This is a genomic window from Roseburia hominis (genome assembly GCA_040702975.1).
GTDB lineage: Bacteria > Bacillota > Clostridia > Lachnospirales > Lachnospiraceae > Allocoprococcus > Allocoprococcus hominis_A.
The window spans coordinates 317,153-339,540 of record CP159990.1; the positions used below are offsets into that span (position 1 = coordinate 317,153).

General features: G+C 40.8%; 19 protein-coding genes. 1 reads left to right on the forward strand and 18 read right to left on the reverse strand.

The genetic code is table 11. The features are described from left to right. From opp4C to ABXS75_01450, 5 genes are all read right to left on the reverse strand, one after another. Window positions 1–894, reverse strand: a complete 894-nt coding sequence (gene opp4C, locus ABXS75_01430) for an oligopeptide ABC transporter permease (protein ID XCP85492.1) — start codon at window positions 892–894, stop codon at window positions 1–3. A gap of 5 nt (window positions 895–899) precedes the next feature. Next, entirely contained in the window at window positions 900–1,865 is a 966-nt protein-coding gene (locus tag ABXS75_01435; GenBank protein XCP85493.1) for an ABC transporter permease, read from the reverse strand. 61 nt (window positions 1,866–1,926) lie between these two features. Continuing rightward, the gene (locus ABXS75_01440; GenBank protein ID XCP85494.1) at window positions 1,927–3,588 is read right to left on the reverse strand and encodes an ABC transporter substrate-binding protein; all 1,662 of its coding nucleotides are present in this window, start codon (window positions 3,586–3,588) and stop codon (window positions 1,927–1,929) included. 58 nt (window positions 3,589–3,646) lie between these two features. Further along, window positions 3,647–4,462 (reverse strand): DUF169 domain-containing protein, encoded by an 816-nt coding sequence (locus ABXS75_01445; protein XCP85495.1) that lies wholly within the window; start codon window positions 4,460–4,462, stop codon window positions 3,647–3,649. Window positions 4,463–4,727: 265 nt separating this feature from the next. Then, window positions 4,728–5,435, reverse strand: coding sequence for a lysophospholipid acyltransferase family protein (locus tag ABXS75_01450; GenBank protein XCP85496.1), 708 nt, complete (start codon window positions 5,433–5,435; stop codon window positions 4,728–4,730). Window positions 5,436–5,754: 319 nt separating this feature from the next. Here ABXS75_01450 and ABXS75_01455 point away from each other — a divergent pair, with 319 nt between their 5' ends. Then, window positions 5,755–7,002 (forward strand): IS110 family transposase, encoded by a 1,248-nt coding sequence (locus ABXS75_01455; protein ID XCP85497.1) that lies wholly within the window; start codon window positions 5,755–5,757, stop codon window positions 7,000–7,002. Between the two features lie 162 nt (window positions 7,003–7,164). Here the strand turns inward: ABXS75_01455 and ABXS75_01460 are convergent, their stop codons facing one another. The 13 genes from ABXS75_01460 to ABXS75_01520 all read right to left on the reverse strand — a co-directional run bounded on the left by ABXS75_01460 (window position 7,165) and on the right by ABXS75_01520 (window position 22,317). After that, window positions 7,165–7,716 carry a Fe-S-containing hydro-lyase gene (locus ABXS75_01460; GenBank protein XCP85498.1) on the reverse strand — a complete coding sequence of 184 codons (552 nt, stop codon included), beginning with the start codon at window positions 7,714–7,716 and terminating at the stop codon, window positions 7,165–7,167. Window positions 7,717–7,827: 111 nt separating this feature from the next. Next, window positions 7,828–8,670, reverse strand: a complete 843-nt coding sequence (locus ABXS75_01465) for a fumarate hydratase (protein XCP85499.1) — start codon at window positions 8,668–8,670, stop codon at window positions 7,828–7,830. Between the two features lie 141 nt (window positions 8,671–8,811). Next, window positions 8,812–10,461: an AAA family ATPase gene (locus ABXS75_01470; GenBank protein ID XCP85500.1), complete on the reverse strand. Its 1,650-nt coding sequence runs from the start codon at window positions 10,459–10,461 to the stop codon at window positions 8,812–8,814. Window positions 10,462–10,704: 243 nt separating this feature from the next. Further along, complete coding sequence (locus ABXS75_01475; GenBank protein XCP85501.1) at window positions 10,705–12,297, reverse strand: sodium:solute symporter family protein; 1,593 nt, start codon at window positions 12,295–12,297, stop codon at window positions 10,705–10,707. A gap of 287 nt (window positions 12,298–12,584) precedes the next feature. Continuing rightward, a complete protein-coding gene (locus tag ABXS75_01480; protein ID XCP85502.1) occupies window positions 12,585–13,775 on the reverse strand; it encodes a thiolase family protein in 1,191 nt (396 codons plus the stop codon). Window positions 13,776–13,793: 18 nt separating this feature from the next. Next, a complete protein-coding gene (gene fabG / locus ABXS75_01485; GenBank protein XCP87066.1) occupies window positions 13,794–14,537 on the reverse strand; it encodes a 3-oxoacyl-ACP reductase FabG in 744 nt (247 codons plus the stop codon). A 30-nt stretch (window positions 14,538–14,567) separates the two neighbouring features. Then, the gene (locus tag ABXS75_01490) at window positions 14,568–16,160 is read right to left on the reverse strand and encodes a CoA-transferase (GenBank protein XCP85503.1); all 1,593 of its coding nucleotides are present in this window, start codon (window positions 16,158–16,160) and stop codon (window positions 14,568–14,570) included. Window positions 16,161–16,163: 3 nt separating this feature from the next. Further along, entirely contained in the window at window positions 16,164–17,789 is a 1,626-nt protein-coding gene (locus ABXS75_01495; protein XCP85504.1) for a class I adenylate-forming enzyme family protein, read from the reverse strand. 16 nt (window positions 17,790–17,805) lie between these two features. Beyond that, window positions 17,806–18,579 carry an SDR family oxidoreductase gene (locus ABXS75_01500; protein XCP85505.1) on the reverse strand — a complete coding sequence of 258 codons (774 nt, stop codon included), beginning with the start codon at window positions 18,577–18,579 and terminating at the stop codon, window positions 17,806–17,808. Window positions 18,580–18,616: 37 nt separating this feature from the next. After that, window positions 18,617–19,375, reverse strand: coding sequence for an IclR family transcriptional regulator (locus ABXS75_01505; protein XCP85506.1), 759 nt, complete (start codon window positions 19,373–19,375; stop codon window positions 18,617–18,619). 12 nt (window positions 19,376–19,387) lie between these two features. Further along, on the reverse strand, window positions 19,388–20,017 hold the full coding sequence (locus tag ABXS75_01510; protein ID XCP85507.1) for an RpiB/LacA/LacB family sugar-phosphate isomerase: 630 nt from the start codon (window positions 20,015–20,017) through the stop codon (window positions 19,388–19,390). Window positions 20,018–20,091: 74 nt separating this feature from the next. Next, entirely contained in the window at window positions 20,092–20,697 is a 606-nt protein-coding gene (locus tag ABXS75_01515) for a flavodoxin family protein (GenBank protein XCP85508.1), read from the reverse strand. Window positions 20,698–20,808: 111 nt separating this feature from the next. Next, on the reverse strand, window positions 20,809–22,317 hold the full coding sequence (locus ABXS75_01520; protein XCP85509.1) for a Na+/H+ antiporter NhaC family protein: 1,509 nt from the start codon (window positions 22,315–22,317) through the stop codon (window positions 20,809–20,811). Window positions 22,318–22,388 lie beyond the last annotated feature (71 nt).

The window sequence follows — 22,388 nt, forward strand, 5'->3', positions numbered from 1 at the left end:
TTATTCACCCGTGTACAATTTACTCTTTGCATCCAATGCATCCCTCAGCCCATCTCCCAGGAAATTGACTGCCAGTACCATAAGTACAACAACCATTCCTGCCGGTATCCACATCCACCACTGATGCTTTAAAACAGACATATTCTGGGCGGCTACCAGCATGTTCCCCCAACTCGGCGCAGGCGGATTTACTCCTAATCCCAGAAAGCTAAGAGTTGCCTCCATCAATATTCCATTCGCAACAGCCAAAGTTGATGCAACTAAAATGGATGACAGGACATTTGGAATTACATGATGAATGATAATTTCATATGAATTAAGCCCTAATGCTTTTGCTCCCATAATGTATTCATTTTCCTTAATAACCAAAACTTCTCCCCGCACAATTCTGGCAATTCCCGGCCACATTAGCATTCCGATTATCAGCACAAGATTTGTCATACTTCCACCGATTACTGCTGCTAAAGCAATCGCAATTACGAAAAATGGAAAACACATGATAATATCTACCAAACGCATAATGACTTTATCGACCAGTCCTCCAAAATATCCAGCTACAGTTCCTATCGTCACACCGATTAACATTTGAAGAAGCATAGAAGTCAAACCGACCGCTATCGATATTCTTCCCCCGTAAAGAAGCCTCGAAAAAATATCTCTCCCCAAATCATCCGTTCCCAATATATGAACAGTATCAGGACATCCCCTTATATTTAGAAGATCTGTCTCATTTGGTTTCTGCTGTGTAAAAACAGGCGCAAAAACAGACATGATAACTATCGTAATGATAATCACCATTCCAAGCACTGCCAATTTATTACGAAAAAATTTTTTTCTTGCTATCTGACCGGCAGTTAAAATAATTTTTGTATTTTTCTCTTTCTTCACTATCATCACCATCAATTTTCATAACGAATTCTTGGATCTACTATCATATATAATATATCTGCTACCAGATTACACACGATCACAATTACCGCAATTAAAAGAGTAATTCCCATGATCAAAGGATAATCCTGCTTTAAAATGGCCTGATAATTCAGCAGGCCAATTCCCGGCCACACAAAAATAGTTTCAACAATCAAAGCTCCACTCAATAAATCCGGCAGACGGTTACATAACACTGTAATAATAGAAATACGTGCATTTTTCACGCCATGCCGTATAATAGCCTGCTTTTTAGTAAGCCCCTTCGCCATCGCAGTCCTTATATAATCCTCCGATACCGTCTCCAGCAAAGAAGATCTTGTGTATCTTACCAGCGTCGCCGTCTGCGTCAATGCCGATGCTATAACCGGTAATACCAGATGCTTTCCAATATCAATTACTCTTTCTATCCCTTCATAGTTGGTTCCTATCGTCTCTATTCCCGAAAATGGCAGTAATTTCAAATCATATCCGAATACCTTAATCAGAAGCAGACCAAAAAAGAAAACAGGGATAGACACCCCTACGAAGGACAAAAATGTCATCACATGATCCATGACTGAATTCGGATAAAGAGCTGATAGAATACCTATTCCAATGGATATCACTGTACTGACCATAAAGGATGCCATTGCTAGTAAAAAAGTATTACTGAACCGGTCTGCGATTAATTCTACAACCGGAGCATTGTATTGAATAGAATATCCTAAATCCATATGCAAAGTCCTTATCAACCATTTTCCATATTGAATCGGTAACGGATCATAATAGCCAATTTCAGTAAGTTTTGCTTCAAGAAACGCAGGATCCGTATCAAACTGTACCATACTGAGAAATGGATTTCCCGGTTGCAGGCGGATAATGCAGTAAATGATCATTGTCACTCCAATTAGCATAATGATTGCAGTTCCCACTCTTTTTGCAATATATTTTCCCATAATTCTCCTCGATAAAGAAATGGAATATATGCGTCATATATTCCATTTCTTTATTAATTAACTATTTACTAAATTTCCAGTTTCTTACATTATAGAATATATTGAACGTTCCAGGATTGAATTCTTCCAGATTCGGATTACACATAATTTCTCTGTCCTGAACATACAGGTAAATCATCGGGGCATCTTCATTAATCTGTTTTGCAACATTCAGATAAGCTTCCTTTCTTTCATCCTGATTCATTGTATTTAAACCTTTATTAATGTTCTCATCAACTACATCACTCTTATAAGAACCAAAGTTGAAACTTCCTACACCTGGTTCATCAGATGCTGACTCAGAAGACCACCACGGATATGGATCTGGATCCTGACCGAAGTAACAGTTTAATGCATACATTTCGAAGTTATGATTATAGATACAATCCTCAGCTACCACACTATCTTCTTCAATTGAAACTTCAACCTTTATTCCTACTTTTTCAAAACATTCTTTTACATAAAGAACAGCATTTTCTCTAGTTTTTGAATCATTTGAGCATCTTAAAGTGAATTCCAGCTTTTCTCCCTCTTCATTCTCACGGATTCCGTCACCGTCACTGTCTTTCCATCCAGATGCTTCCAGCAACTCAATTGCCTTATCTGGATTATACGCATAATCGTTAAGCTCATTCTCAGCCGGAGCCGCCCATCCTGCCGGGATGAACGGTGCATTAATCAGGCTTCCGCGTCCTTCTACAATATTTTTCAGAATGCTTTCTCTGTCGATTGCATAGATCATCGCCTGTCTAAGATTCTTATCCTGGAAAATAGGCATACGCATATTGAATGAAATATACTGATACATATTATCAGCGATGGAATATTTCTTAAATCCTTCTTCCTCCAGTTCGTCTACTTCTGTTTTCTTTAATTCTTTTACATCAACAAAATCAATATTTCCACTCGTCAGTTCAGCTACAATAGCATCCTGATTTACTACTTTCAAAATAAACTTTGAAATCTCCGACTTTCCATTGAAAAATTTATCAAAAGCCTCAAGTTCAACGGATTCACCTGAATTATATTTTGTAATCTTATATGGTCCGCATCCAACCGGATTGTTCAGCAGTTCTGTATTTTCTCCCCACTGTTCAAACGGTATTTCTCCCCAGATATGCTTTGGAATGATTCCAAGTGTTCCTATATTGTTAAGCAGAGGAGCATAAGTCTCCTTTAGTTCCAGTTTTACTACATTATCAGATACAGTAATACCACTGATTGTATCACTTTCACCATCTCTGAACTCCTGTGCTCCGACAATTCTTGAAACCTTCCCGAAATCATCATCCGTCTTTGCTACGGACTCCAATGTAAATGCAATGTCATCTGCAGTAAATTCTTCTCCATCCTGCCAGACAATATCATCTTTCAACTTAAATTCAATCGTCTTTTGGTCCTCTGACACCGTATATTCTTCCGCCAGATAGCCTTCAAGACTTCCATCTGGTGTAATGGCAAGCAACGATGCATAAACCAGATTATCAATCAGATTATCGCTTCCCATGTATGCAAGTACAGGATTAAACGTTCCTCCCGGCGCCGTTGGCGTACCATATACAACTACATCCTTTTTCTGTTCTGTTTTCTCCTCTGTCTCCTTATTCCCCACACCACAGCCGGCAATCATACTAATTACCATAACTGCAGTTAAAGCCAGACACACCAATTTTCTCTTTTTCATTTTACTTCCTCTTCTTTCTTTTTATTTCAACTTGCATTCTGCAAATTGTTTCTCCTTTTTAAAATAACTCTTTTTTATATAATTTTTCAGAATATTTCATATCCTTTGCATAGCTTGCATATACTTTGCCAAATTCCAAATCCAGTTTCATATCCGGAGTATCTTTTATTCTTTCTTCCAGTTCCTCCTTACGGTTATTGTCCGTAGCCGGATTTACCGTCTTAATTACTCCTTCAGCCACATCCCTGAATAAATGAATCGGCATACCTGCCCCAAGTTCACCATCGTCCGCATGTGTGTTCATACGTGCCCCCATGCATAAAACAGATATATTCATATCATTCATCAAAAACGGCCGTGCTACTAAATCGGAACAAATCCCCTGATTTCCTATCATACCAATATTCTTTGCCATTCCATGATGGTATGTATATCCTTGCACTACACGCATCATCTGCCACGCATTACACAAAAACATGACGACATCCGCATCCTCCATCTCTTCCAGAGGACCAGCTGCTACACCATAAATCTTCTGATCGATAAAACAAAGTTCATTCTGTACCTGTCTGGAAACAGCTAAATCTTCATAAAGTCTAAACGTTTCAAACTGCTTTCCCGACCGTACATAGTTAGGAACTTCCTTCATCCCCAACATTTCAGGTCCTCCCTGACAACCGAAACTGTCATATTTTCCTTTAATGATTCTTCCTTCCATTGCCTGAGCAGTCAATCCACAAAATGAAGATTTTCCTTTCAATTCTTCCGCATTAAAATCCTGATACTCTTCCTGAATGAACAGAAATTTAATACCAATGACTTTTCGATTTAGCCCCAACACTACACAGAATTTTTTCAATAATTCTTTTTCCATTTTTCACATTCCCCCAATGATTTATCTATAATTCATTATACTTATAAGTCTAATTTTGTCGAATTGATATTTAGAATAACTAATTTTATCTATAGATAGCTTCTATTTATTTGCATATTATCTGGAATTCAAAAACCGGCTTGTGAAGAAATCCAATTCACTAATATTAAGAACAAGATAAAAAATGGTGAATCAGCAAATAAAAAGACAGATTGTTCAGCTTCTCAGCTTCAACATTCTGCCTTTTTATTTCGTCTTTTTATTTTTAGTATTCCGCAATCTCTTCATCAATCCGTCTTTTTACTTCTTTTGCAATCTCCGGAGTCTTCATATCCTTATATTCATCATAATACATCGGTTTCAAAAAATGTACTTGCACTGTTACCGGCGAAACACTGCCCGTATCAAAAGGTTTAAAAGAATCAATCAATGCGAGCGGCACAATCGGACATTTCGCTTTCGTCGCTGATTTAAAACTACCGCCTTTAAACTCCAGGGTAGTATTTCCCTGCTTTGAACGGGTACCTTCTGCAAAAATCAGGTAATTTCTTCCGCTCTTTACTTCTTTTGTAACATTTACAATAACCTCCAGCGACTGCCGAATATCTTCTCTGTCAATCAGATACGCTTTCATGCAGGCAAATGTCTGTTTTAACAGAGGAATGTTTCCTACTTCTTTTTTGGCCACCACTGAAAATGGAACAGGACAGGCCTCTACAATCGCAAGAACATCGTATAATCCTTGGTGGTTCGGATAAAACATAAATCCGTTCTCTTTCGGAATATTCTCTTCACCATATGTTCTTATAGTAACATTTCCTCCTTTATTTGCCCGCTTTACAATATATTTTAAAAGAGCGTAACGTTTTAATTCCGGATACTTATCCACGTGTGATGCATAATAACATAATTTTATCCACATATAAGGTACTAACAAAATATTGCGAAGTACCATCATTACAATTCGTTTCATCTTTATATCCATTCCTTTCGCGCTGCTCAAGGCACAAAACGTGATGAAAAAACGTTGGACTCTCGCAGCTTTCTTTTTATAATAGTTTCCATAGGGATACTCAGTACACTACAAATCACGGGGAGGTGAGTGGGCTGTCCGAACTATTGGGTGACCGTATTTTTATATGTGTAGAATGCTTTTTCAAGTACAAATAAGTGTGCCTCGAGCACGTAACCTTATCTTTGTTAAAACAACTCTCGTTTTAATCCTAAGCATTCAGTCAATGCTGTTTACTCCCTATAATTCTATCGAACCTATGGTTCTGAAAGGTGGCCCTATGGCTTTAAAAATTGTGTATCAAATTTGTTGTGGTATCGATGTTCACAAGACTTTTGTTGTTGCCTGTATCGCTTCCACTAACAAACAAGGTGTTACCACCTACAAGCGCCATCGTTTCTCAACCTTCACACAAGGGTTGAAGGAATTGTTACAGTGGCTGCTTGACAATCATTGTAAGGATGTCTGCATGGAATCTACTGGCAAATACTGGATTCCAGTTTACAATGTGCTCGAAAAAAGCTGTACAATTGTACTTGCTCATCCCAAATATGTTAAGGCTATCCGTGGTAAAAAAACTGACAAGAAAGACGCAAAATGGATTGCTGACCTCTTCAAGCATGATCTTGTTGCCGGTAGCTTCATTCCCTCTGTTGATATCAGACAACTTCGTGACCTGATGCGCTATCGTTTCAAACTGACCTGCTTTATGTCCAGTGAGAAGAACCGTTTTCAAAACTGTCTCACGGTCTCCAACATTCAGTTGGCTTCCGTTGTCTCGGACACTTTTGGTAAAAGTTCACAACGAATTCTGGATAAGATTCTTGAAAATCCTGAAGATACTTCTTTTGATATTGGACCTTTAATTCATGGCTCCATGAAGAAAAAGCTTCCTGAACTGGAGCTCGCCATTGATGGTTTTATCACACCGGAACAGGCTGGTAAATTAAAGATCATCAAAAAGCATTTTGAAGATTTGGAATCCCGGAAAGCAGAGCTAGAAGAACTGATTCTTGCGCTCGCCAGTCCCTATCAGCAAGAACTCGACCTAATCCTAACCGCTCCATCATTCAAAAATAAATTTACCGCTATCGGAATCATTTCTGAAATCGGCGTGAATATGGAGGCTTTTCCTTCGGCGAAACACTTATGCTCATGGGCTGGACTTACGCCGACCAACAATGAAAGTGCAGGGAAGAAAAAATCTGTCCGGGTTTCCAAAGCCGGATGCTATATCAAACCACTTTTGGTTCAATGTGCCAACTCTGTGGTTAAAAGTGAAAAGCACCCTGAAATCCGCAACCGCTATCTTCGTTTAAGAAAGCGCCGCGGCCACAAGAAAGCAATCATTGCAATAGCAAGAATGCTTCTAACAGCATTATACAACATGCTGAAAAATAAGGAACCCTATAATGCACAACTTTACCGAAAAAGTGATGTTCTTCCTGTCAATCGTGAAATTACAATTGAACAGGCAATTTTAATGGCTCAGTTTCATGGTTATAAAATCAAGTCAGTTGCTGAATAAACCTTAACTTTGCTACATATTCAATTTTTAAATAACCACCGCAAGATGGTCTGTTTGTGATGCCTAAAAAAATGGATATCCTCTACTATTCTTTTTCAACCTTCTACCTGACCTTTCCCCGATAAGTCATGTTTATCATTAGAAATTTGTAAAAAAAACTATTTATATTTCCTGGTATTCTTTTATTGCGGTTTCATATAAATTATTTCCCTCACTGTCAATTACTACGATTACCGGAAAATTCTCTACCTCCAGCTTGCGGATAGCCTCAGTTCCCAAATCATCATAAGCGACCACTTCGGATTTTTTAATACATTTTGACAATAATGCACCAGCACCGCCGACTGCGGCAAAATAAACTGCCTTGTTTCTTATAATGGCATCAATGACAGCCTGGCTTCGCTTTCCTTTTCCGATCATAGCTGCCAGACCAAGATCCAGAAGTCTTGGTGCGTATTTATCCATTCTGCTTGCTGTTGTAGGCCCTGCGGAACCGATCGTGCGCCATTCTCTTGCCGGAGATGGTCCCATATAGTAAATTGTCTGTTCTGCTACAGAAATTGGAAGTTCGTCTCCCGCTGAAAGAGTCTCGTCCATCCGCTTATGCGCAGCATCCCTCGCCGTATAAATGGTTCCGCTTATATATACGTAATCGCCTGCTTTTAACTCCTGTGCTTTTTCTTTTGTGATTGGTGTTTGAATATGTATATCCATTCCTTTACCCCTTCTCTTCTCTCAGTATGATCTCTACCAATTTTTTTACCGTCATTTTTACAATAGTATTTCCATATCTAATCTCATTTAAAAATACTCCTGATCGTATTTTTAAATTGTACGCACAACATGTCTGTTTACATGGCAGCAAATATTAATTCCTACCGGAAGTCCTGCAATATGCGTCGGATAGGTATTTACATTTACCGCTAAAGCAGTCGTACTTCCCCCCAGACCTCCCGGCCCGATTCCGAGCTTATTGATTTTCATAAGAAGCTCTTCTTCCAATTCTTTTACATATGGTATATCAGAATGCACACCCACTTCCCGTGTCAATGCTTCTTTTGCCATCAGTGCACATTTTTCAAATGTACCCCCTATTCCTACTCCTACTACCATCGGCGGACATGCATTAGGACCGGCATCTTTTACTGCAGTAAGTACAGCGTCTTTTACGCCTTCAATTCCATCAGCCGGCTTTAACATAAATACACGGCTCATATTTTCGCTTCCGAATCCTTTTGGAGCAACTTTTATCTTTACTTTATCACCCTTTACTATCTTATAGTGAATAATTCCTGGTGTATTATCTTTGGTATTCTCCCGAATGATCGGATCCTTTACCACAGATTTTCTTAAATATCCCTCTACATATCCTTGTCTTATTCCCTCGTTAATGGCATCTTCCAAAATTCCTCCCTCAAAATAGACTTCCTGTCCCACTTCGATAAATACGACTGCCATTCCGGTATCCTGACAGATGGGAATCATGTCTTCTCCGGCAATTTGCAAGTTTTCCTGCAACTGATTCAGAATTTGTTTTCCTAAAGGAGATTTTTCGGTTGAAATTGCATTTTTCATTGCAAAATCCATATCTTTCGAGAGGAAATGATTTGCTTCAATACACATTTCTTTTATGTTTCTTGTAATTTCTTCCACATTCACTACACGCATGACTGCTACCTCACATTTGATTATTATTTCTAGTGTTGTTGTTAAGGCTACACTGAATTGCAACTATATCATTTATTTGTATATTATTTAATAAACATAGTTATTTTTTTATTGCTAATATGGATTAAATATCTACTCAAACTAACCTTGTATTATGTCTGTGCTATCTTCCTGGATCTCCACTCGCTCTATCTTACAACGATGTTTTTTCTTTTCCTTATCATATCCAATGCCAACCAGCAATATCCTCTGTATTTTTTTATCTATCCGTCTTCTTTTCCAAAAACGTAACAGATATTTTTTTTCTTTAATCTGATGGATTGCCTCTTCCGGGGAATGATTCACCTTCAACTCCAGAATGATACCTTCTTCTGCTGCAGGTGTCTCTGGATAAAAAATGAAGTCTACAAAACCTTTTCCCGCTTTTTCTTCCCGCTCTACCCGGTATGCATCTCTTGCTGATAAATAGACCAGGTTTACTACCGCACTAAGCTCCGTCTCATGATTATAAGAGAGAATTGGCGTCTCTGTATCATGTGTCAACTCCAGAATTTGCTCCATTGTATTTGTATCACCGGCAAGTGTCGCTCGCAGCATTTTTTCTGATGCTTTGGCAAGCTGATATACATATCCCAAAGAAGCTTCCTTTTTTAGCATATCGGAAAACTTATCCATTAGCTCTTTGTTAGGAATAGACACATTCCCGTTTTCATAACTTAAAAAGCCATACACAACCATCGCCGACAGAATCTCCTCCTTTGTCCGAAGACTCTGGGAAGTGGCTGCATACTCCTGAATCTTTGCAGGCACGCACTGACCGGATACCATCAGGACGAGGTCATCACGCACGGAATCTACATTGTTACGGATATAATAGAATATTTCATCATAGGGCCCGGAGCTGGTCCAGTAATTGTCCAGACTGTTATTGCTAAGTGCCAACACAACAGAACGCGGATTATATAGACGTATTCCGGATGGCGTAGCATACCCGTCATACCACTGTTTTAATGCCTCCCTGGAAACCAGAAACGACGAATCATGCACTTTGCAGTATCTTTCATAGAGCATATCCACTTCTGAATCAGAAAAGCCAAAATATCCGCCAAACATCCGACTTTTTGCCATTGTATACTCCACGAACATATTCAGTTCAGAACCACTTGAATACTTTGAAATTGGCAAAATTCCTGTCATATAAGCCAAACGCACGTAAGGACGGTCTTTTAACAGACTTCTTAAAAACGCAAGGTATGCTTTTTTATCCGTATCCGTTACAAAATCCTGATGGAATATAAAATCCCACTCGTCCATTACAAATATGAACTGGATCTTTGGATGTTCCATATAAAGCGTCATAAACATGTCCCACAGAGCATCCTCCGAATCAAACTCCACATCTGGGAATTCTTTTATAAGGTCTTTTCCCAGACGTTTCTCAATCCGCTCTATATACTGTTCATAAGAACTACAATCCCTGGGAACATCGTTAAAGGAAATGTGCACTACATTATATTTATTTCGATAGCATTCGTACTCCTCTGCATCTGCAACCGCAAGCCGATCGAAAAGTGTTTTTGAATCACAGGCTTTTGAAAAAAATGAAGCAATCATATTTGCCATAATCGTTTTTCCAAATCTTCTCGGACGTGTCAGGCAGATATAATTGTTTCCTTCACTTATCAACGGAAACAGTTCTTTCAACATATGCGATTTATCTACAAAATAAGGCTTCTTTGATTCATTTTCATATAAGGTATACGCTGCCATGCTGTTTAAGTAAAATCCCATATCTGCCCCTCCTTTCCTTTTTTATCTTACCATGAACCAGAATATGAAGCAAGCAGGCTTCTCCATTCTCTTACTGTTTTACTATTTTTACAGTATTCACTATTACAGCTTCACAATCGGCTGTAATAGTGAATACTGTATCCGTTATTTTCACGGGGTGGGAAAAATATATTTCCCCACCCCGTAAAAAGTAACTATATTCATTATAACCAATATGTACAGCAAAAAGAAAAATAGCGTAATTCATTTCAATCCATTCAAATAAGGAATAATCCAGAGAAAGAGCAATACAGATACAACAGTCAGGCTCAGAGGCAAAGAAAATATCGAAAATACTTTTGTTTTTTTTACTTGCTTTTTATCAAATTCACTATCTGGAATGATAAAGAGTTTACTTCGAGCTTCTATCTCTGCTTGTGTTATCTTTGAAGTTTTCGATCCTATTACAATTCCAAGTATACTGGCAATAACACCTATAAAAAATGGATCAAAATACATTGGCACACTTAAATCATTGATAACCAGGAAGGATTTCATTGAAGCACTGACAAGAAATCCTAGAAGCATTCCCCAAAAAGCTCCTTTTTCTGTTATCCGTTTACTCCATACACTTGCCATTGCAACAGGAAGCCATGAACTGGCAATGATTGTCGCCCCAAGATGCGTAATCCAAAAAATCTTAGGCGGACTGAAAATACATAGCAGGGCAATAATTGAAGAAACAACTATCATAGACAGCCTGCTAATTCGTATACTCTTATCACCAGACTTAATATTTAGAATATCATTCGCTACATTTGATCCAATCAACGACAAAAAAGTAGTTGCCGAAGAGATTCCAGCAGCGAGCACACCTGACAAAATAATAATACCAAATACCTTTGGTATAACATTCATTGAAGCCCAGATCAGAGCATGAGAAGGGCTCTCCAAATTCGGATTTATCTTGTGTGTAAATACCCCTGCCATGCACATTAAAAATTCTATCATAAAAACACTGACAGTAGCAAAAATTGACGAGCGGATAACATCATGCTCACTTCTCGCCATAAGATAGCGGCTGGACTGCCAAGGAGCTACCATTAAAACTGCCATCCATGCGATGCCATATCCAAATGCCCAGATAAGATTCTCTATTCCGCTACTGTAATTATAATTCAAATTACCATGCCAGGAAAGGATATCAGTAAGTTCTTCATATACCGCCATAGATGAAACAGTATTTATCCATCCTCCTGTCGCCCTCGAGATAAATAGTACCCCGATAATCGTTGCAATTGAAAAAACGCCAAACATAATCGTATCCGTTATCAGCACTCCTTTAGATCCCGAAAAAATAGTAATCAAGGTAAATGTAATCGTAGTAAGAATAACACAGATTTTGTAATCAAGCTGAGTCACAGCTTTCATTAATCCCCCTATACCCTGAACACATGAAAGCATGTATACCATCATGATGAATACACTTGTTATCGTGGCAAGCATTTTCATTCGTTTTGAGTGAAAACGTGTTCCAAAAAATTCAGGTATTGTAACAACACCACTTCTTCTGAGGTATCTTCCAAAAGCTATAGAGCCTACCATATATCCAATAGAAAGTATTCCAACCGCAAGAATGATTGGCCCGAAAAATCCGCTGTAACATTCGCCCACATCCCCCATGAATAATCCAACGCCAATAAATGATGCAACAAGCGAGCCGGTTATCAAAATAGCTGGGGAATTTCTTCCTGCAACATAAAAGTCTTCCGCATCTTTTACGCTTTTACTTATAATTAATCCAATAATAATATAAATTGCCATCGTTATGCACATTCCAATAAAAAATATGTTCATTCTCTACCCTCCTTGCTTTTTCTAAAATCATACCCATGGGCATCCCGTATGGCCATTCGGCCGTTTCACAAGGTATAATCACGAAATACAGCATTAATAACAAATAGATTTGCCATTGTAAACCATAATCCAATAAAAATAACGATAAAATATTCCATTGCTACAAACCACCTTTCTGCGAAAGACATCGGTAAAATTATGAGCCATTCTCCCGATAATCTTTTGCCTTTTGTGTCTCATTTCTTATACTCTTCCGAAAATAGATAATTCCGCAACCGATAATACTTTTATGATTCGCATTTTTTCAAATACATTGAAATTCCCTGTCCACCGCCGATACACATAGAAATCATGGCATCTTTCTTATCTGTTCTTAGCAGCTCATAGAAAACCTTTGTCGTCAGGACTGCACCTGTGGCGCCAAGCGGATGTCCGATGGAGATACCTCCGCCGTAAATATTCACCTTTTCCATATCAAGCCCCAAATCCCTTGCAACTGCTACGGACTGGCTTGCAAACGCTTCATTGATTTCAAACATATCAATATCCTTCACATCCACACCAACTTTCTCTGCAAGCTGTTCACTTGAGTACTTTGGTGCATATCCGAAAAGCTCCGGCTCATTTCCTGCAATCAGAAAATCTACAACCTGAAGCTGTGATGTAATATTAAGCTTCTCAGCCACTTCTTTTGACATTACGACAACTGCAGAAGCCGCATCATTCAGGCTTGAGGAATTGCCGGCCGTAACGGAGCCTGTGCCGTCTGTAACAAAGCACGGGCGGAGCTTTTTCAACATTTCCATACTCTCGTCCTCACGTGGCCCCTCATCGGTGTCAAATACAGTAATTTTTCCTTTACGCCCCTTCACCTCAACCGGAACAATCTCTTCTTTAAACTTTCCGGCTTTGATAGCCGCAACCGCCCGTTCATGACTGCGAAGTGCAAATTCATCCTGTTCTTCTCTGGATACATTGTATTTCTTCGCTACATTTTCGGCGGAAACACCATTGTGTTGTCCATTCAACGGCCATGTGAGAATATCGATGACGCCGTCTTCAAAAGTTTTGTGTCCCATTCTTGCACCCCAGCGTGCGTCCTTCACGTAATACGGAAGCTGAGACAAGTTTTCCGTGCCTCCTGCTACCACGATATCCGCATGACCGGTCTGGATTTCCATCATCGCATCTGCAATTGCCTGAAGCCCGGATCCGCACTGACGATTAACAGAGTACGCTGTTGTCTCCTTTGGCATACCTGCCTTCAGACTAATACTTCTTGCAATAAATCCATTCTCAGCGACCTCTCCGACATTACCGATAATAACTTCGTCCACGTCCTCCGGCCTAATTCCTGCACGCTTCACTGCTTCAGCTACAACAATCGCTCCCATGTCAATAGCAGAAACCGTCTTAAGTCCACCTCCGTATGAACCAACAGCCGTTCTGCATGCACTTACTATTACTACATCTTTCATTGAAAATTCTCCTTTCTTTTATACAATCATTCCGCCACCTACATTAATCACTTCAGAAGTGACATAAGCAGCCTCGTCAGAAGCCAGAAATGCCACCATATTTCCCACGTCCTCCGGTTTTCCGGCATATCCTGCAGGAATGCGCTTCAGCATGCTGTCCCATGCTGTACCGCCATTGACTTCTTTTAGCTTCATAGTCATATCCGTCTCAATAAATCCGGGACAAATGACATTGCAGGTGATTCCTTTGCGGGCATTCTCCCGCGCTGCCGTCTTCGTAAGCCCGACTACGCCAGCCTTTGCTGCCGCATAGTTAGCCTGTCCGACATTGCCAAGCCAGCTTCCCGAAGAAATATTGATAATGCGGCCATACCCCTTCTCACGCATGTATTTTACGGCTTCCTGCGTTCCATAAAATGTTCCGGTCAAATCAACATCGATGACTATATTCCAGTTTTCCACTGGCATCTTGTGAAGCATCCCATCCCGATTAATCCCTGCATTATTCACCATGATGTCTAAAGTGCCGTAGGTGTCGACCGCAAATTTTACCAAAGCCTGCATTTCCTCTTGTTTTGCCACATTGACTGTAAATGCACATGCTGTTCCGCCATATTCCTCAATTTCTTTTACCGTCTCATCTGCCGGAATCATATCGGCTGCAACTACCTTTGCCCCTTCCTTCGCAAGTTTTACAGCAATACCTCTCCCAAGACCTCTTCCTGATCCTGTCACAATCGCAACTTTATTCTCTAATCTCATCATCTGATTCTCCTCCCAAAAATCTGTACCTTATTCATCATTTTCCTTCGCCATAATCATATCCTTCATTCCGACCGGTCCGGCGCTAAACAAATTCACATCCATGAGTTTGAGATTTTCGGCTATAATCGGTCTGAAATCCATCATGTCCAACACCTGAGTCTGTAGATCTACACCCGGCGCGATTTCAATCAGTTCTACACCTTCCGGAATTAACCTAAATACTGCACGCTCTGTCACAATATATACTTTTTGCATTTTCTCTCTGGAGAGTGCTCCGTTGAACGAATACTGCGCCACACGAGATACCATTTTACGGATTCTGCCTTCCCTTACAATATTCAGTTTTCCTCCTTCAAAGGAAAACTCACAGCCGGCTGCAGTAAAGGTTCCACAGAATACAACCTTCTTTGCATTTTGTGTAATATCAATAAATCCGCCGCAGCCCGTACATTTCGGTCCCATTTTTGTGGCGTTAACATTCCCCTCACCGTCCAGTTCTCCAAAGCCCATGAAGGTAATATCCACCCCCGCGCCATTATAATAATCCATCTGCTCATGATGTCCTATCATGGCATATAGGTTCCGCCCAATACCAAAATCAATCCCGCCAGCCTGTACACCTCCGTAAATGCCCGACTCCACGGTAATCATAATCTCGTCGTTGATATCCTCCTCCGCGCTGATATTCCCAATGACATCATTAGGAATTCCGGTTCCCAGATTGATTACACAGCCCGGATAGACTTCCTCAATCGCCCTTCTGCCGATAAATTTTCGAACATTCATAGGCAATGGTTCAATCGCATTCTGCGGCACTCTTGCCTGGCCACTATAGGAAGGATCAAATACCCATGAAGATGTCTGCCTGTGATCGATTTCCGGATTCTCGCAAATCACAATTCCGTCAATAAATACACCGGGCACAGTGACGTTTTTAGGATTCAGCGTACCGGTCTGGACAACTCGTTTTACCTGTGCAATAACCTTTCCTCCATTTCGTTTTGCTGCCATGACTGCCGGAAGCACCTCCAGCTTCATAGCTTCCTCCTCTGTCGTGAAATTGCCCATCTCATCACATTGTGTGCCCCGGATAATGCACACATCAATCGGAATCTCTTTATAGAACATATAAGGCTCTCCGTGATAATCCAAAATTTCCACAAGGTCTTCCAAAGATTTTGTACGTCCATTCATTTTCCCACCCTCGAAACGCGGATCTACAAAGGTTCCAAGGCCAACCTTTGACATCTTCCCCGGGAGGCCGCAGGCCATACTCCGATAGAGCTGTGCGATTTGTCCCTGGGGCAGACAGTATGCTTCTACTTTATTATTGGCAATCATTTCCATCCATCTTGGCTGTAATCCCCAATGGGATCCAATGATTCTTTTCACAAGCCCTTCATGAGCGAAATGCTGAATTCCGTCCTTTCGGTCGCTCTGCCCACAGGAATGAAGCAGAGTGATTCCCCTGGGATGTCCTGTATCCAAAAATGACTGTTCGATTGCTTTCAATATGGACTCACTGGCACTTACCAATGTCATGCCAATCGGGCAGACAGTCATACCGTCCTTAATATACCCGGCTGCCTCCTGTGGAGTAATAAAATTCGCTTTTATCATTCATCAATCCTCCATTAGCATTTTCCTGATCCTGATTTTATCTGTTTTTCCATTTGGCGTTTTTGGCACCGTTTCCACCATCCTGATTTTCACCGGTACCTTATATTTCGCCATTCTGCCATACAGATACTGCTGTATTTTTTCTACTGTTAAGCCGCTTCCCTTTTTGAGCCGTACGATAGCTGCGGCAACCTCCCCGTACATCTCGTCCGGTATACCAACAACTGCGGAATCCAAAATCTCTTCCATTCCGGCAATCGCATTCTCTACGTCATAACACCAGATTTTTTCACCACCTCGGTTAATCATATCTTTTTTTCGATCTACTACATAAAGATAATTCTCTTCGTCGAAATAACCCAGATCCCCTGTATAAAGCCAGCCGTCTGTCAGATTGTCCGTCTCCTGCTTATAATAACTATCCAGTACGACACTACCACTTACCGCGATTTCCCCTACCTGGCCACAGGGAAGTTCCTTATTATCTTCATCTACAATCTTAAATCGTATCCCCGGAATCGGGAGGCCGGAGGACCCAATACGTCCGCTTACTGCTGCGTCATCCGGGAAAATCGCAGCAGGTGAACTCGTCTCTGTCAGTCCGTATACCGTATGAAACTGTGAATTCGGAAGCCATCTGTGCAGACTCATCATCTTGTCTTTTGGCATATTTCCACTTCCACAAGCGAAAGAAACCAGACCCGGAATTGCAGGAGTATGCTCCCCGGCCTGCAAAAGCAGATAAAATACAGTCGGCGAGGCATGAATAAATGTAAACCCATATGTTCTCGCATCGGCTATGACTCGTTTAGCATCAAAAAATTTATGTAAATGCAGAGTGCCCCCGGTATAAACAAATAGTCCTAACAGGGCAACAAGTCCTGTAATATGATAGATTGGAGTTGCAATCACTGATATATCCTTCTCTGTGATGTGAAGAATACGCCGATATGCTTCTACTGCATGCATGATATTGTAATTTCTAATCTGCAAAGCCTTACTTTTTGACGTAGTTCCGGAGGTAAACATAATGAGGGATATGTCATCAGAACCTCCTGATGAGAATTTGTTTACTTCCGCCACATCCTTTGCACGGCTTGCCCAGTTTTTGTAAACCTTCTCATATCCGCAGCAAATGCCGGATCCGGAGATAACCAAAACCTGTTCCTTGGGATACATTCCCTCAAACCAGTTTGCATAGGCTTCATCACAGACCACAAATCCCACTTCAGCAAGTTTTGCAAGGGAAAGTACCTCGTCTCGTTTAAACTTACTCGGAAGCGGCACAGCCACCGCTCCAAGCCTGATCAAAGACAGAAATGCGACACAGAACTCCACGCTGTTGTATAGGAGGATTCCTACATGACTTTGTTTTCGTATCTTCCGTTCCTTATACAAATATGCCGCCAGCTCCTGGCTGTATGTAAGCAGCTGCCAGTATGTACAGACGTTCTCTCTGTCATCCACCAGAGCAATTTTCTTCGGATACAAAGAAGATGTTTTCTTCAGAGCTTCATAAAGATTTTCCGGCATATCTGTAAATGTATCAATCTCTTTTCCATCAAATACCTGCCGTTTTTCCATAGCTTTTGTAATCTCAGGACTCCATAAGGCATTTCCATCTACCATGATTACACACTCCCTTCTATTTCCCCATAAATCCTCCGTCTACAGGAATAACTGCTCCGGAAATATAGGCGGCCGCATCGGAAGCCAGAAAAACGACTGTTCCCTGAAGATCCTCCATATTTCCCCAACGCCCCATCGGGATTCTGGAAGTAATCTCCTCATACTGTTTTGGATTCACTTCCTTCATATTTGCCGTCAACTCTGTCGCCATATATCCCGGTGCAATCGCATTGACAGTCACTCCGCTTGAGGCCCACTCATTAGACAAAGCTTTTGTTATCTGTGCTACGCCGGCTTTGCTGGCACTATAGGCAGGAATCAACACGCTCGCAAAATATACCGTCATAGAAGCAACATTGATGATTCTTCCATAATTCTGTTTCAGCATAGTACGTCCTGCAAGCTGCGACATGTAGAATACTGCGCTCAGATTAATATCCAGTATTTTCTGCCATTTATCTGCCGGAAAATCAACTGCCGGACAACGATACTGAATTCCCGCGCCATTCAGGAAAATATCTACTCGTCCCCCCAGCTTTTCCAGACATTCTTCATACACATTTTTCAGTGTTTCCGGCTTGGACAAGTCACCCTTTACCGCATGGACTTTGGCTCCAACTGCACCCATTTTGGCTGCGGATTCCTCTACCATGTCCATAATATCCAAAAGTACTACCTCGGCACCTGCATCATGTAGTGCCTGGGCCATTCCATTGCAGAGCCCCCTTGCGCCGCCGGTTACAATAGCTTTTTTTCCTTCCAAACTGAATTTGTTTATAAATATATTCATATCGCTATTATTCTCCTAATTCTATTTCCTTTGCCTGTTAGCTTAAGTGACTTTCACAGCCCAACTCTTCGCTGATCAGGCGGCTGTACTTTTTCATACAATGTACATACTTTTTTATATTTTCTTTTGTCATCTGCTCTTTCGGTACAGAAATTCCCAGACAACTATTGACATTCCTGCCGTAATGGAAAATAGGGACTGCCACGCAGCACACTCCCTGCGAAAACTCTTCGTTATCCAGTGCATAACGCTGTTCCCGTATCTTTTCCAGTTCTTCCTTTAACTCCTCATAAGTCGTAATTGTGTTAGGTGTGTATTTTTTGAATTCGTAGTCATGAAAGATTTCTTCAATATAGGATTGTGATTTAAAAGCCAACAGGCATTTTCCCACAGAGGAACAATGCCACGGCTCAATCATTCCGATTTGAGCCGAAATATTGTACGGCTTGTGGCTCAGAATCTGATCCGCAATATACATCTTACGATTTCCCAAAGTTGCCAGATGAACGCTTTCCTTTACCTCATCACAGATCATATGTATATAAGGCCGCGCCACATTGACAATATTAAAATCTTTCTTGACTCCCTCGCCAAGGTACATCAGCCGAAAACCCAAACGATACTTTTTATTTGACGGATTAATGCTGACCATATCATACTGCATCAATGTTGACATAAGCCGGGAAACCGTGCTTTTATCAACATCAAGAACTTCAGCAATTTCAACGATCGTCGCACTTTCTCTTTTCTGAAGTAACAACAGTATTTCAATACCTCTTGCCAATGACTGTACCATATAGCACCTCTCCTATTTCGTATTATTCAACAATTCAAATACCTTCTTTGCCTTTTGTGATCCATCTTTTAGGACCTTCATAAATTGTTCGCAATCTGCAATTGTTTTCAAAATTTCCGGATCTGAATCTTTTAGGATATCCATAAAATCTTTGTGAGAAATTCTCGAAATATCAGACAATATACGGCGACTTTGCTGCTGACTTTCTGCTCTTTCCTTCGGATACCCTCCTTCTGCAGGATCTGCGAACAATTTTTCAAAAATGTATCTTAAATTGACATTTCCAGCCCATCCATACCCTTTATTCAAGGGCAATGAGATACAGTTTCCTCCGTTAATCTGTGAAAAAAGCCAGGCGTCCAACGGGTCGACAATTAATCCACATGTCACTCCTGGAAATTGCAGAACAGCGTTTAGGAATCCCTGCCCGGTTCCGCAGCCGCTAATCACAAAATCACAGCATCCGGTATTTAGGAGGATTGCCGCTATGTAACTGGTATGAATGTAGGTCAAAGACGGCGCCTGCTGCGGACTCTGCATTCCAATATTGATTACCTCCGCGTCTGTAGACTGATGCAGTGCATTTACAATATCCTCATTCTTAGGTGAAGCACTTACTTCATTGATAACTGCTATCTTCATATTCTCTTCTCCTTCTGAATTCTTATTACTCTATTATTCATACATGATGCCGAAAGAAATGGACTTGCTACGGTTTAGCGGGCAAAATTCGTATAAACGCGCTCTTCGGGGCAGCCGGACAAGACGGGCTGCTTTAACATAACCGCCATATTCCGTCCCAAGGTCCGCATCACCTGTAACCCCTCCTGATCCTGCTCCACATCTTCAGGATTTAACCCATGAACGCTGTTCCAGTATACAGATGGAACTACCGGCATCTGATTAATCGTAAAGTATTTGTTAAGCCGATCAAACGTTGCACTGGCTCCACCCCGCCGGCAACTGACGACTGCACAGGCAGGTTTTCCTGCAAGCATCTCACCAGCGGAAAAGAATACCCGGTCAAGCAGAGCACAGAGGCTTCCGTTAGGTCCCCCATAATATACTGGAGATCCGACTACCACTCCATCAGCATCCTTTAACAGATTCAACAGATTCAGATAAACTTTATCCCGGTATACACACATGCCTTCCTCACAAGCGCCACAGCCAGTACAACCCTGCATCGGTTCTGTACCTAGCAGAAAGGTCTCCGTCTCTACACCATTCTCCCTGAGAGTTGTTTCTACCTCTCGTAATGCCCGTCTTGTGCAGCCTTCAGAATTTGGACTGCCACATATAAGAACAACTTTTTTTCCCATATCATTTACCTCACTTTGTTCATTTTAAATATCGATATGAGGATCCCTGCCCCAACAAATTGGCAGTTATCTGTTTCATATTGCAGGGATCCTCAAGGAAAGATAGGCCTGCTAACTGGGTTTAGCAACCATCAGAACTTCAACTTCGTCTCCTTCTTCTTCAACTTCCCCTTCGACCTCTTCCCAACCTCTTGGGACATTTATGTTCAATGCTGTCAAGATAATATTGACAATCGGAGGAATATAGGCACAAAAAGCAAACGGAATCCATCCCCAAGTCCATTGACCATTCATTAATAAAGAAGTTGCATATGCGCCAGTAGCCCCCCAGGGAACCCAAATGGTTGACAACGAACTTCCTTCAGCAACAGTACGTGCAAAAACTACCCTGGAAAGATTATTTTTCTTGAACATATTCCTATAGATTTCGGTAGTCAGAAGAACTGATACATAAGAGGAAGCGCTAAGGCAACCTGCAAATACACCGGAAATAGTACAAATAGTAACAAGTGCAACAGGCTTGTGAATATTTTCCGTGATGCCTCCCAAAATCACCTCAAGCATATTCATTCGGGAAATGGCTCCTGCAAAAAGAAATGCCATGAACAACATAATTACCAATCCACCATTAACGGTAAATCCACCCTGTGACAGCATCTGGTCAATAAATTCATTGCCAGTGTGAGCTATATAGCCATTCCAGCATGCGCCTAATGAAGTAAGCAGATCTTCACCCTGAATACTTACACCGAGAACCAAGGCCAACATGGAACTAATCACATAAGTCGGTACCGGATCAATTTTAAAATACAGCAACACGATAAAAATTAGCAGAGGTAACAATACTATAAAACTAAGGTTAAAATTAGAACTCAATGAAGACAAAATTGTAGAAACATCGCTGATATCTGCTTCAACGTTGACTTCAATACCCATACCGACAATCGCAAAAAGAATCGTAGAGACAACAAAGGAAATTACAGAAGTAGGGATCATATTGACCCATACCTTGACTGGCTGTGTGCGCGTAGTTGCACAAATAAGATTGAAGGTATCCACCAGAGGAGACCACCGGTCAGAACTCATACATGCACAAATAATTGCAGCAGCAGAATAAATAACCGGAACTCCCAGCGCATTACCTACATTAACCAGCGCTAGACCCATTGTAGCCATTGTTCCCCAACCATTACCAGTCATAACAGCAGTTAAAAAACATGCAACAAAAGTAATCGGAAGATAAGTTGCCGGAGTCAGAAATTTCAGGCCGTAGTACATAAAAAACGGTACTGTACCGGACATCATCCAAGTCGCCTGAACCACGCCGCACAATAAAATAATATAATAGATTGGGAAAACGGAATTTCCCTGTTTTAAAGCAGAATTCCAAAAATCATCCCAGGAATAACCCAATACAAATATACCGTAGAGAATCAACAATGCAGCAGCAATAGCAAGCCCCATTCCGGTACCCAGCCCCCAGATTAAATTATTAACAACCAGAATAATAACACTCAGCAACAGCAGAATAATTGCCTCCAGTTTAGTGATTTTTCTGTGTTTTCTTTGTTTGTCAGGAATATTTTTTTCGATTTTCCTTTTCTTATTCAAAATGCTCAAATAATTCACCTCCATACAGTGTGATTAACCATAAACAAAATTCAATTTTTCATTCCAGTGATTTTTCCAAC